The sequence below is a fragment of the Streptomyces clavifer genome (assembly GCF_036345975.1).
Classification (GTDB): domain Bacteria; phylum Actinomycetota; class Actinomycetes; order Streptomycetales; family Streptomycetaceae; genus Streptomyces; species Streptomyces clavifer.
Genome location: NZ_CP107793.1, coordinates 2,846,271 through 2,857,861 on the forward strand (window position 1 = coordinate 2,846,271; position 11,591 = coordinate 2,857,861).

Below are 11,591 nucleotides of genomic sequence, written 5' to 3' on the forward strand. Positions count from 1 at the left end.
GTACCTCCAGGCCCCCCTGACGGCTGGCCGGGAGGTGGACCGACGCGCCCGGAAGGGAGAACCGACCCGAGAGGGTCGAGGCGCCGCCGGGCCACCGCCCGTACTCCCGATCCTCGCGCCCGGAACCCGGGACCGCATGTGGATCACGGGCACCCGCACCACGCACCCCGGCGCGGCAGGTCTCCGGCACCGGATGCCCGCACCCGGCGTCAGGTCTCCGCACCGGATGCCCATTCCGCATCCGGTCTCCCGCACCGCGGCCGCTCACCCCCGCGGCAGATCGAGCTCCCCGACGACCTCGTCCTCGCTCATCTCGCCCGTCCTGCGGAAACCGAGGCGCAGATAGAACTCCTCGGGTCCGTGCTCCCCCGGCAGCCAGGTCACGGTGGCACGCCGCTGACCGCGCCGGAGGATCTCCTCGCACACGGCGTCCACCGCGAAGCGCCCGTACCCCCGGCCCTGCTCACCGGCGGCGACCGCCAGCCGCCAGAGTCCGGAGCGGGGCCGGTCGTCCGGGTCCGCCGGGTCGAACCGCACGTCGAAGAAGGCCATCACGAAGCCCACCATCCGGTCGCCTTCGAACACCAGCCTCGGCCAGGCGGTCTCGGGCTGTACGTACGCCTCGGCCAAGGACCGGGCGACCGGGGCGACGAAGCGCTCCTGCTCGGGGGCCACCGTCAGGCGGCACGCTGCGAGCACGTTCTCGGGGGTGACCTTCTCCAGCCGGAGCGAGGCCGTTGCCGTCGTCATCCGGGCACGGTACGGGCGCCGGGGAGGCCCGGCCACCGGATACCTCCCTGCGGCCCGTCACTTGCCCGCAGGGGATCCCGGCCTGTCGGTCATCCCCCGCACGCCCCTGCGTGCGGTGCCTGCCGAGAACGGCCCACCGCGATTCCGTGGGCATGGCCGGCCCCGCTCGCGGGGAGCGGGGCCGGCCGCGGGAGCTTCCCCGGAAGCCCCTCTCACCCCTTCAGGGCGTAAGCCGTGTTCGGTCCGCCCTCGATGGCGGTGACGCCCGACTGCACCGTCGTCGGGGCCGTGCGTCCGCTGCCCCAGGCGATGACCTTGCCGTTCTTCAGGGCCAGGCTGTACCACTCGCCCGCGGAGATCGCCGTCACGCCGGACCGGGCGTCGGCCGGCACGGTGGTCTGCCCCTGGCGGTTGTCGCCCCAGGCGATGACCTCCCCGTCCTTGAGCGCGAGGCTGTGGAAGATGCCCGCGGCGACGTCGTCCACGCCCGACTGCGCCGCTGCGGGAACCGTGGTCGCACCGAAGTAGTCGCTGCCCCAGGCGAGGGCCCGGCCGTCCTTCACGGCGAGCGCGGTGTAGACGCCCCCCGCCAACTCGGTGACCCCCGAAAGGGCTTCGGCGGGGACGGTCGACTGGGCCGGGTTGTGCGAACCGAACGCGATGACCTTCCCGTCCTTGAGCGCCAGGCTCACCCAGGCACCGGCCGCGATCGCGTCCACACCGGACCGGGCCTCGGCGGGCACGGTCGACTGGCCGTACTCGTCACTGCCCCAGGCGATGACCTCGCCGTCCTTGAGCGCGAGGCTGTGGCTGTTCCCGGCCGCGATCGCGTCCACGCCCGCCAGGGTCCCGGCGGGCATCGTCAACTGCCCGTCGAGGTTCGTGCCCCAGCCCAGCACCCGGCCGTCCTTGAGCGCCAGACCGTGGTGGTAGCCGCCCGCGATCGCGTCGACGCCCGACTGCGCCTCGGCCGGGACCGTGGCCTCGCCCCAGTCGTTGTACCCGCCCCAGGCGACGACCGAGCCCGCCGCCGGAGCGGCTGACGATTCGGCCGCCATCGCGGGAGCGGCCGGCAGTACGGACAGGAGGCCGCTCATCACGAACGCCGCTCCGAAACGGCGGCGTCGGACGATTCCGTTCGGCATGGATCAACCCTCGCAAGGTCGTCGTGGATCCCGTGTCTGCACCTCATTCAAGTCCACCGGGCCTGCGCCCAGAGGGAGTTAATCGGCCACTCCGCGCCGCGAGAGAGGGCGGAGAGCGCATCCGTCGCCGCGTACGGCACAGCTCCGGTCCGCACGGAGGGCGACGCCGCTATTTTCCAATCTGATTCAAACAAGCTATAAATGAGCAACTTCGAGCACCATCCACCAGGATTCATGCACCTGCGAAGGACGCCATGCCGCTCATATCCACCGGGGACATCGCACTCGCCGCCCGTACCCACGCGACGGGTGTCGGGGCCTTCAACGTCGTGCAGATCGAACACGCACAGGCGATCGTCAGCGGGGCGGAGGCGGCCGGGCTGCCCGTGATCCTGCAGATCAGCGAGAACACCGCCCGCTACCACGGCTCCCTCGAACCGATCGGACTCGCCTCGCTCGCCCTCGCACGGGCGGCGGACGTCCCGGTGGCCGTCCATCTCGACCACGCCGAGTCGGCCGACCTGGTGCACGAGGCCGTCGGACTCGGCTTCACGTCCGTCATGTTCGACGCGTCCACGCTCCCGTACGACGAGAACGTCGCGGCGACGCTCGCGATCACGTCGTACTGCCACAGCCGGGACGTCTGGGTGGAGGCGGAGCTCGGCGAGGTCGGCGGCAAGGACGGGGCGCACGCGCCGGGAGTGCGGACCGACCCCGAGGAGGCCCGCGCGTTCGTCGGTGCCACGGCCGTCGACGCCCTCGCGGTGGCCGTGGGCAGCTCGCACGCGATGCTCACGCGGGACGCGGTCCTCGACTTCGCCCTGATCGCCCGGCTGCGCGACGCGGTGGGCGTCCCGCTGGTCCTGCACGGTTCGTCAGGTGTCGGGGACTCCGGCCTGGCCAGGGCCGTCGGTGCGGGGATGACGAAGGTGAACATCTCCACCCACCTGAACAAGCTGTTCACCCGGGCCGTACGCGACTACCTGGACTCCCACACCGAGGCCGCCGACCCCCGCAGGTACCTCGGTCCGGCCCGCGCCGCCGTCGCGGCCGAGGTCACGCGCCTGCTGGGCGTCCTGTCCCGCCCTTCGCGATAGGGTTCGGCGGCGAACAAGGAGGCACAGGTGGCGGCACACACACGATGGACCCGGCTGCTGGAGATCCTCGGCGACCAGGGGCACCTCGACGTGCTCGACGCCGCCGAACAGCTCGGCTGTTCCGCCGCCACGGTCCGCCGCGACCTGGACGAGCTGGCCCGGCAGAACCTGCTGACCCGGACCCGGGGCGGCGCGGTCGTGAGCACCGTCGCCTACGACCTGCCGCTGCGCTACAAGGCGGCCCGGAAGGCCGACGAGAAGCAGCGCATCGCCAGGGCCGCGGCCCAGCTGATCCCCTCGGGCTCGACCGTGGGCATCAACGGCGGTACGACGACCTCGGAGGTGGCCAGGGAACTGGCCGTACGGCCGGAGCCGACGGGCGGAGGAGGGATCGCGCTGACCGTCGTGACCAACGCGATCAACATCGCCAACGAGCTCGCGGTCCGCCCCCAGATCAAGATCGTCGTCACCGGCGGGGTCGCCCGTCCGAACTCGTACGAGCTCGTCGGCCCCCTCGTCGACACCGTCCTGCGGACCCTCGCGCTCGACTACACGATCCTCGGCGTGGACGCCGTGCACCCCCGCTTCGGTGCCGCCACCCACGACGAGTCGGAGGCCGGTGCCAACCGGGCGCTCGCCGAGTGCGCCGGCACCGTGATCGTGGTGGCCGACTCGTCCAAGCTCGGGCGCCGGGCCTTCGCCCAGGTGTGCGAGACGGCAGCCGTGTCGATCCTGGTCACCGACAAGGAGGCCCCCGAGGACATCGTCGAGGAGTTCACCGCCCTCGGGATCGACGTCCTGCGCGTCTGACGTCTGCGGGCGCCCCGCGTCAGCGGTAGTCGTCCGGGTGGCCCTGCATCCAGGTGTTGACGCGGTCCCGGGTACCGATCAGCTCGGTGCGGTGCTTCTCCAGGTTCGGGGTGGAGGCATCGCCGTCCAGCGCCGCCCTTAGCGTGCCCATCCAGGCGATCGGCTCCTCGAAGTGGCCGGGGCCCTTCTTGTCCGCCTTCATCGCCCTGTCCACACGGCTCAGTTCGTCGTTGACCCGGCCCAGGAAGTAGGCGCAGTTCGCACCCTTGGGGGTACAGCCGTCCTGGTAGGTCGCCTGGAGCCCCGCGAAGGCGTCGCGGACCAGCTCCGGCGCGTTCGGGTCGTCCTGGATGATGAGCGTGGGCGTCGGCGGGGGTGCGGGCATCCGGGGCGCCTTCTGGGCCGCCGCCTCCGACGCGATGGCCGCGGACGGATCCACGGACGGGACGTCACCGCCGAGGTCCCCGCCGGTGTCTGCCGTGCAGCCCGCCAGGCACGCCGCGAGAAGCGCGGCCGGTATCGCGGCACGCAGGCCGGAACGGATCAGCATGAGGCCCCCCTCTGTTGTTCTGGCCCAGACCCTATCGCTACCGGTCGGTCGGTCTGTGACGGGACTCCCGCGGGTGCGGGACCGCACAGACCTCCGCGAGGAGCCGGCGGCCGTCGCCGTGGAGACCACGGGTGGGGCGCCCCGGCCGACGGGGTGACCGGCGCCGTGCCGGCGGCCGCGGCACCGGCCGCACACCGCGGAACGCCCGCGCGTTAGCCTCGGAGACCTCGACCCGCACGAAGAAGACGACGGAAGCGAAGGTGGCGGCGATGGCGAAGGTTCCGGCAGCGGCGGTGGCGGCGAGCGGGCTCGTCGGCGGGTACGGACTCGCCCGGTGGACGGGGAAGCGCCCCCTGGGCGGGGTCGCGCTGGCCGCCGCCGGATCAGTGGCCGCGTACGGGTGGAACCGGCAGGCCGGGACCCGGGCGGCCGTGGGGCTGAGCGTCGCCTACGTCGCCGCGTTCGCCGGATCCCACCCGCTCGCCAAGAAGGTCGGCGCCTGGCCCGCGGTGTTCGCCGTGGCCGGCGGTGTGGCGGCGGCCTCGTGGGCGGTCACGCGTCGCGGCGCCTGACGCCGCACCGGAAGAGAAAGTTCGTGCCCGGGGATTGAACACGGGCGCCGCGGGGTGCGTACTGAACAGCAACTCCCCCGCGTGACCCGGGGGCGTGCCCGTACGACAGGACGGGTGCGCCCCCGGAGCCTTTCCCCCACGGACCCGCACGCGACTCGGAACGCCTCCTCCCTAAGCCGTCCCGCTCACCGGTACGCGGAAACCGGGCGGAAACCGGAAGCCCCCGAGCCGTCCCCACCCACCGGTCCGCACCGCGCCTCCGGAGGCGCCCCCGCACAGCGGTACCGAACACCGCACGCCCCGCGAGCGCCGCTACGCGCCCAGCGCGTGCGAGACCGAATAGATCACCAGGCCCGCCAGCGCACCGACCACCGTGCCGTTGATCCGGATGAACTGCAGGTCCCTGCCGATGTTCGCCTCGATCTTCTTCGACGTCTGGTGCGCGTCCCAGCCGGCGACCGTGTCGCTGATCAGCGACGTGATCTCCGTGCGGTACGTCGTCACGACGTACACCGCCGCGTCCTCCAGCCAGCCCTCCAGCTTGGCCTGCAGCCTCTCGTCCGTCGCCAGCCTGGCGCCCAGCGACATGAGCGAGGCCCGGGCCCGCAGCCGCAGTTCGCTCCGCTCGTCCTCGGCCGCCGCGATGATCATCGTGCGGACGGAGGACCACGCCGAGGCGATGACGTCCTGGACCTCGCCGCGCCCCAGGATCTCCGACTTCAGCCGCTCCACCCGCGCCCGGGTGTCAGAGTCCGTCTGGAGGTCGGCGGCGAAGTCCGTCAGGAACGTGTCGATCGAACCGCGCGCCGGATGGCCCGGCATGTCGCGCATCTCCGTGACGAAGCGCAGCAGTTCCTTGTAGACCCGCTCCCCCACCCGCTTGTCGACGAACCGCGGCGTCCAGCCCGGCGCCCCGCCCTGCACCGCGTCCATCACGGACTCGCCGTGCTCGACGAGCCAGTCGTGCGCCCGTACGCAGACGAGGTCGACGACCCTGCGGTGGCCGCCGTCCGAGACGATCTTCTCCAGCATCTTCCCTATGCCGGGACCGACCTCCGCCGCGTCGGCCCGCCGGGTGATCGCCTCGCCGACCACCGCCTGGACGTCGGAGTCCCGCAGCACCGTCAGCGCACCGCGCAGCGCGGTGGCCAGCTCGGCGGTGACCCGGTCTGCGTGCTCGGGCTCGGCCAGCCACGCGCCGAGCCGCGCACCGACGCCCAGAGCGTGAATTCGGTCACGAACGACGTCTCCGGAGAGAAAGTTCTCGCCCACGAAGGAACCAAGTGACTCCCCGAGCTGGTCCTTCTTGGTGGGGATGATGGCGGTGTGGGGGATGGGCAGGCCGAGCGGGCGCCGGAAGAGCGCCGTGACGGCGAACCAGTCCGCCAGCGCACCGACCATTCCCGCCTCGGCAGCCGCTGCGACGTAGCCCGGCCAGCCGCTCACACCCGAATTCTTCGCCCAGGTGGCGAGCACGTACACGAGCGCGACGAACAGGAGCAGACCCGTGGCGGTGGCCTTCATGCGGCGCACACCGCGCTGCTTCTCCTCGTCGGCGGCGGTGTACGCGAACACGGCGAGCGGCGGCGCCGCGGCCTGTCGCCCGGACCCGCCGCCCCTGGTGCCGCCCGGGATCGCGCTCCCGCCCGCCGGGGCCGTCCCGGCGCCCCCCGGCCCGGTCGCGTCCTCGCGCGTCGGCGCCGTGGAGCGCGCCCCCGGCTCACCGCCGGACCCGTCCTCCGGTGCCGGCCCGAGCCTGCCGGGCCCACCGCCGCCGGCTCCGGGCTCCGTTCCCTGCCCCGCGTCCTGTTCCATCCGCTCCACCCGTCCGCGTACGCCTCACCCGTGCCGTACGCATTGTCCCTACCTCACCTACTCCCGGGCCGCACGTCTAGTTCCCCGGGGCCTGTCGCATCATGAGACCAGCCCGAACACCGCAAGGAGAAACACCGCACATGCCCAGGCGCCAGGGGTATGCCCTGCTCATCGCTCTCGTCGCGGGCACCGCCGCACTCGCCGCCGCCATCGCGTTCGGCACGTCGCTGGTCGCCGCCGAGCGCCGGACGCCCGCCGCCGGACCGGGAGCGCAGGCGGCGGCACGCAACCCCGCCGCACCGGCCAACTCCACCGGCACCTGGGTCGTCACCTGGACCGGCGCGCCCGTCAGCGGTGAACCGGACACCGCGCACGGCTTCCCCGGGCGCACCATCCGCAACACCGTGCACACCAGCGTCGGCGGTGACGCGGCCCGCATCACCCTGTCCAACCTCTTCGGCGCGACCCCTCTCGTCGTGGAGCAGGCGACCGTCAACACCCGCCCGGTGACCTTCCGCGGGCTGCCGGCCGTCACCGTCGCCGCGGGCACGCAGATCGTCAGCGACCCGGTGACCGTCCCCGTCGCCCCCGACGCCGACCTCGTCGTCACCCTGCGCACCCCGCACGCCGGAGGGCCCGTCACCCACCACCCCTACGCCCACCAGACGTCCTACCTGGCCGACACGGACGGCACCTGGCGCACCACCACATGGCGCTACCTGACCGCCGTCGACGTCCGCAACGACACCTCACCGGGTGCCGTCGTCGTGATCGGCGACTCCCTCACGGCGGGCAGCGGCTCCACCACCGACGCCAACAGCCGCTGGCCGGACGTCCTCTCCGACCGGCTGGACCACCGCTACGGGATCGCCAACCAGGGCATCGCGGGCAACCGCCTCCTGCGCGACAGCCCGGACGGCAGGAACGGCCGCGGCGGCCCGGCCGGCATCCACCGCTTCGAGCGCGACGTGCTCGACGTCGCCGGAGCGAGGACCGTGATCATCGCGCTCGGCATCAACGACGTGCAGCAGACGCCGCAGGAGCCGGACGCGCAACGCATCGTGGACGGACTCCGCTCCCTCACGGAACGCGCCCACGCGCGCGGGCTGCGGGTCGTCGGGGCCACGCTGACGCCGTTCGAGGGCTTCGCCACCTGGACACCCGAGCGCAACGCCGTACGCCTCGCGGTCAACGAGCGGATCCGCTCCGGGAGGGTCTTCGACGACTTCGTCGACTTCGACCGGGCCGTGCGCGACCCCTACGCCCCCAACCGCATCCTGCCCGCCTACGACTCGGGCGACCACCTGCACTTCAACGACACCGGCTACCGGACCCTGGGCCGGCTCGTCGACACCGCCGGGGTGACCGAGGCACCCACGTCCGACACGTTCTGACCGCGCCTTCCCCGGAGGTCATCTCCGGGGAACGGTCCTCAGAAGCCGTCGGGCTTCTCCAGGCGCCGCCGCTCCGCCTCCTTGAGGCGCTGGCGCTGCGCCTTGCTCCACTTGCGGTCCACGCCGACCCCGCCCATCAGGGCGAACCCGGTCACCCGCACCCGCGGAGCGCCCGGAGCCGGATCGCCGTAGTCGGCGTCCTTCGTCTGCTCGTCGAAACCGCCCATGATCCCGATGCCGTTGACCTGGAGGTGCACGTTCGGCGGGACCCTCACCTGGAGCCCGCCCATGATCGCGATGCACCGGATGACGACATCGCGGTCCTCGAAGTCCGCCTCGCGCAGGTCGATCTCACCGCCGCCCCACATCGCGAACGCGGTGAACACCCGCCCCACCGTCCAGCGCCCCTTGCGGCCGAACCCGCCCCAGAAGGCGACACCCCACGTCGAGGTGGCGGGACCGCCGATCCGCCGCGGCCAGTCCGCCTCCGCGGACGGACCTCCGGACGTCACCGGCAACGCGGCAGCCGCTGTGCCGGGCACCGGGAGATCACTCACCAGCGGGACCAACTCGCCGTGCGTACGCGCCTTGTACGCCGCGTCGAGCCGCTGCTCGAACTCGTCCATCTGCAACCGCCCTTCGGCCACGGCATCCCGCAGGGTCTCGGCGATCCGCTCGCGTTCCGCATCGGAGGCGCGCATGTCCGGACGTTCACTTGTCATACCGCGCAGCCTATAGATCAACCCGAAGACGGGCCTAGAGCCGCGAATCCGACACGTACATCTTCGCGATCACGGCCTCGATGTCGGGCTCCCGCAACGACAGGTCCACCAGCGGATAGTCCGCCGCGATACGCGCCACCAGCGGAGCCGCGGACGCCGCTGCCGGAAACGCCAGCCACTGCCGGGGCCCCTCCACCTTCACCACCCGCGCCGAAGGCTCCGACGCCAGCTCGATCGGCGGGAGCTCCCGCTCCAGATCGACCACCAGCATGCGCTCGCTCTCCCCCACCTCGTGCAGTCCCGCCAGGTCGCCGTCGTACACCAGACGGCCGTGGTCGATCACCATCACCCGCTTGCACAGCTGCTCGATGTCGGTCAGATCGTGCGTGGTCAGCAGCACCGTCGTGGACCGCTCCGCGTTCAAGTCCCGCAGGAAGCCACGCACCTTGGCCTTCGAGACCACGTCCAGCCCGATCGTCGGCTCGTCCAGGTACAGCACCTCCGGATCGTGCAGCAGCGCCGCCGCGATGTCGCCCCGCATCCGCTGCCCCAGCGACAGCTGCCGGACCGGCACGTCCAACAGCTCGCCCAGGTCCAGGAGTTCCACGCAGCGGTCCAGGTTCTCCCGGTAGCGGCGGTCCGGGATCCGGTACATCCGGTGCATCAGCCGGTACGAGTCGCGCAGCGGCAGGTCCCACCACAGCGTCGTGCGCTGCCCGAACACCACACCGATCCGGTGCGCCAGCTTCGTACGCTCCCGCGACGGGTCGATGCCCGCGACCCGCAGCCGGCCGCCGCTCGGGGTGAGGATCCCCGTCAGCATCTTGATCGTCGTCGACTTGCCCGCCCCGTTCGGGCCGATGTAGCCGACCATCTCGCCGCGCGGCACACGGAAACTGATGCCGTCCACCGCACGCACCTCGTGCCGCTCCCGGCGGAGGAAGCCCGCCTTGCGGCGTACGTCGAAGACCTTCTCGACGCCGTCGAGCTCGATGAAGTCCATGTCCATGCCCACTCCTCAGCTTCCCGTGCTGCGGTACGCCCGCAGCCCCGCCCGCCAGGCCAGCCCCGCAAGCACCCAGCACAGCCCCGCCACCAGCGGCGGCATGAACGCCACCCACTCCGGCAGCCCCAACGGATAGTCCCGGCCCAGCACGTACAGCGCGGGCAGCCAGCTCACGAACGCCAGCGGCACCACGAACGTCACCCCGCGCACCAGGTCCTTCGCGAAGATCGACGGCGGGTACTGGAGCAGCGTCGTCCCCCCGTACGTGAAGGAGCTCTGCACCTCCGCGGCGTCCTGAGCGAAGAACTGGAACGCCGCCCCCGCCACGAACACCGCCCCGAAGATCGCCGCCCCGCTCAGCACCATCAGCGGCAGCATCAGCACCTTCAGCGGCGTCCACGCGATGTCGAGCGTCACCAGCGCGTAGCCGAGGACCAGCAGCCCCTGCGTGATCCGGCCCAGCCTGCGCAGCGCGAACCGGTCCGCGGCCACCTGCGCCAGCACCGGAACGGGCCGCACCAGCAGCGTGTCGAACGTCCCGTCACGCACCCGCCGCCCCAGCCGGTCCATCGACCCCATCACCAGGTCGGACAGCCCGAACGCCGTGGCCGACGCCCCGTACAGCAGCGCGACCTCCGGCAGCGCGTAGCCGCCCAGCGCGTCGACGTGCGTGAACATCAGCATGATCGCGACGAAGTCGAGCGCCGTCGCCGCGAAGTTCCCGAGCGTGGTCATCACGAACGACGCGCGGTACGCCAGGGTCGAGCGCAGCCACATCGCCACGATCAGCCCGTAGGCCCGGACCCCCTCCACCAGCCGCGGCCGGTCCCCGAACGCGATCTCCGGCCGCAGTGCCGGTTCCGCCGCGGCCACCTTCTCGGCCTGGACCTCAGCCACCCTGGACCACCACCCTCCTGGTCGCCACCGACTGCAGCAGCCGCCCCGCGAGCAGCAGCGTCACCGCCCAGCCCGCCTGGAAGGCGTACGCCTGCACCAGGCCCCACCCCGTACTCCTGCCGAGGAACACATCGGCCGGCACCTGCAGCAGCGAGGACCACGGCAGGGCGCGGGCCACCTCGCCCAGCGTCCCGGGGAACAGGTTCAGCGGCAGCAGCATCCCCGAGAAGAACAGCCCCGCCAGCCAGGCGATCTGCATCGCACCCGCCCCGTCCATCAGCCAGAACGCCGACAGGGACACCAGGAAGCGCACCGCGAAACTGACCACGACACCCAGCGCCACCGACACCAGGAAGGCCAGCCACGTCCACGGCGACGCCGGGAGCGCCAGGTCGAACGCCAGCGCCCCCAGCAGCATGGGAACGATCCCGCGCCCCAGCAGGTGGAACGCGGCCCGGCCCAGGTCCCCCGCCAGCCACCACAGCTGGAGATCGGCCGGCCGGTACAGGTCCACCGCGATGTCCCCGGTCCGGATCCGTTCCATCAGCTCGTCCTCGAAGCCGCCGCCCATCAGCGCACAGGTCATCAGCAGCGCCTGCCCGAGCCACACGTACGTCAGCGCCTGGGACGCGTCGTAGCCGCCGAGCTGCGGACGCGCGTCCCACAGGGCCATATAGGTGTACGCCATGATGAAGCCGAAGACGGTGTTGGTGAACACACCCGCCGCCGTCGCCATCCGGTACGTGGCGTGCCGCCGGAATCCACCGGCCGCCACCACCGCGTAGAGCCGCACCGCGCCCCCTCTCGCCGCTCATCGGACCAAAGCGCACGAC

The 11,591-nt window shown here is 72.2% G+C and carries 12 protein-coding genes; 4 read left to right on the top strand and 8 right to left on the bottom strand.

The genetic code is table 11. The annotated features are described in order from the left end of the window. Positions 1 to 264: 264 nt before the first annotated feature. Both OG927_RS12225 and OG927_RS12230 read right to left on the bottom strand, forming a co-directional pair. Complete coding sequence (locus OG927_RS12225) at positions 265 to 750, bottom strand: GNAT family N-acetyltransferase (RefSeq protein WP_056798370.1); 486 nt, start codon at positions 748 to 750, stop codon at positions 265 to 267. Between the two features lie 212 nt (positions 751 to 962). Next, on the bottom strand, positions 963 to 1,895 hold the full coding sequence (locus OG927_RS12230; RefSeq protein WP_056798373.1) for an RCC1 domain-containing protein: 933 nt from the start codon (positions 1,893 to 1,895) through the stop codon (positions 963 to 965). A gap of 254 nt (positions 1,896 to 2,149) precedes the next feature. On the opposite strand from OG927_RS12230, the gene OG927_RS12235 reads away from it, so the two are divergent. Continuing rightward, positions 2,150 to 2,992 (top strand): class II fructose-bisphosphate aldolase, encoded by an 843-nt coding sequence (locus tag OG927_RS12235; protein WP_319102963.1) that lies wholly within the window; start codon positions 2,150 to 2,152, stop codon positions 2,990 to 2,992. A 27-nt stretch (positions 2,993 to 3,019) separates the two neighbouring features. After that, positions 3,020 to 3,802, top strand: coding sequence for a DeoR/GlpR family DNA-binding transcription regulator (locus tag OG927_RS12240; RefSeq protein ID WP_330320152.1), 783 nt, complete (start codon positions 3,020 to 3,022; stop codon positions 3,800 to 3,802). A gap of 19 nt (positions 3,803 to 3,821) precedes the next feature. Here OG927_RS12240 and OG927_RS12245 read toward each other — a convergent pair whose 3' ends face one another. After that, positions 3,822 to 4,352 carry a hypothetical protein gene (locus OG927_RS12245; RefSeq protein ID WP_056798382.1) on the bottom strand — a complete coding sequence of 177 codons (531 nt, stop codon included), beginning with the start codon at positions 4,350 to 4,352 and terminating at the stop codon, positions 3,822 to 3,824. Positions 4,353 to 4,621: 269 nt separating this feature from the next. On the opposite strand from OG927_RS12245, the gene OG927_RS12250 reads away from it, so the two are divergent. Continuing rightward, the gene (locus OG927_RS12250) at positions 4,622 to 4,924 is read left to right on the top strand and encodes a hypothetical protein (RefSeq protein WP_056798784.1); all 303 of its coding nucleotides are present in this window, start codon (positions 4,622 to 4,624) and stop codon (positions 4,922 to 4,924) included. Between the two features lie 312 nt (positions 4,925 to 5,236). Here the strand turns inward: OG927_RS12250 and OG927_RS12255 are convergent, their stop codons facing one another. Beyond that, positions 5,237 to 6,739 (bottom strand): DUF445 domain-containing protein, encoded by a 1,503-nt coding sequence (locus tag OG927_RS12255; protein ID WP_056798384.1) that lies wholly within the window; start codon positions 6,737 to 6,739, stop codon positions 5,237 to 5,239. A gap of 140 nt (positions 6,740 to 6,879) precedes the next feature. Here OG927_RS12255 and OG927_RS12260 point away from each other — a divergent pair, with 140 nt between their 5' ends. After that, the gene (locus OG927_RS12260) at positions 6,880 to 8,133 is read left to right on the top strand and encodes an SGNH/GDSL hydrolase family protein (RefSeq protein ID WP_330320153.1); all 1,254 of its coding nucleotides are present in this window, start codon (positions 6,880 to 6,882) and stop codon (positions 8,131 to 8,133) included. A 38-nt stretch (positions 8,134 to 8,171) separates the two neighbouring features. Here the strand turns inward: OG927_RS12260 and OG927_RS12265 are convergent, their stop codons facing one another. Genes OG927_RS12265 through OG927_RS12280 form a run of 4 tightly spaced genes read right to left on the bottom strand, consistent with a single transcriptional unit; the run spans position 8,172 to position 11,551 of the window. After that, positions 8,172 to 8,834 carry a DUF1707 SHOCT-like domain-containing protein gene (locus tag OG927_RS12265; RefSeq protein ID WP_056798391.1) on the bottom strand — a complete coding sequence of 221 codons (663 nt, stop codon included), beginning with the start codon at positions 8,832 to 8,834 and terminating at the stop codon, positions 8,172 to 8,174. Positions 8,835 to 8,889: 55 nt separating this feature from the next. Beyond that, positions 8,890 to 9,864, bottom strand: a complete 975-nt coding sequence (locus tag OG927_RS12270) for an ABC transporter ATP-binding protein (RefSeq protein ID WP_056798394.1) — start codon at positions 9,862 to 9,864, stop codon at positions 8,890 to 8,892. Between the two features lie 9 nt (positions 9,865 to 9,873). Next, positions 9,874 to 10,758 (bottom strand): ABC transporter permease, encoded by an 885-nt coding sequence (locus OG927_RS12275; protein WP_056798396.1) that lies wholly within the window; start codon positions 10,756 to 10,758, stop codon positions 9,874 to 9,876. Continuing rightward, complete coding sequence (locus OG927_RS12280) at positions 10,751 to 11,551, bottom strand: ABC transporter permease (RefSeq protein WP_330320154.1); 801 nt, start codon at positions 11,549 to 11,551, stop codon at positions 10,751 to 10,753. Before OG927_RS12280 ends, OG927_RS12275 begins: the two co-directional genes overlap by 8 nt. Positions 11,552 to 11,591: the final 40 nt, after the last annotated feature.

What these genes read in the sequence shown, in the direction of transcription:
- OG927_RS12225 (WP_056798370.1), bottom strand. Translation starts at nt 750, where the DNA reads ATGACGACGGCAACGGCCTCGCTCCGGCTGGAGAAGGTCACCCCCGAG.
- OG927_RS12230 (WP_056798373.1), bottom strand. Translation starts at nt 1,895, where the DNA reads ATGCCGAACGGAATCGTCCGACGCCGCCGTTTCGGAGCGGCGTTCGTG.
- OG927_RS12235 (WP_319102963.1), top strand. Translation starts at nt 2,150, where the DNA reads ATGCCGCTCATATCCACCGGGGACATCGCACTCGCCGCCCGTACCCAC.
- OG927_RS12245 (WP_056798382.1), bottom strand. Translation starts at nt 4,352, where the DNA reads ATGCTGATCCGTTCCGGCCTGCGTGCCGCGATACCGGCCGCGCTTCTC.
- OG927_RS12250 (WP_056798784.1), top strand. Translation starts at nt 4,622, where the DNA reads ATGGCGAAGGTTCCGGCAGCGGCGGTGGCGGCGAGCGGGCTCGTCGGC.
- OG927_RS12255 (WP_056798384.1), bottom strand. Translation starts at nt 6,739, where the DNA reads ATGGAACAGGACGCGGGGCAGGGAACGGAGCCCGGAGCCGGCGGCGGT.
- OG927_RS12260 (WP_330320153.1), top strand. Translation starts at nt 6,880, where the DNA reads ATGCCCAGGCGCCAGGGGTATGCCCTGCTCATCGCTCTCGTCGCGGGC.
- OG927_RS12265 (WP_056798391.1), bottom strand. Translation starts at nt 8,834, where the DNA reads ATGCGCGCCTCCGATGCGGAACGCGAGCGGATCGCCGAGACCCTGCGG.
- OG927_RS12270 (WP_056798394.1), bottom strand. Translation starts at nt 9,864, where the DNA reads ATGGACATGGACTTCATCGAGCTCGACGGCGTCGAGAAGGTCTTCGAC.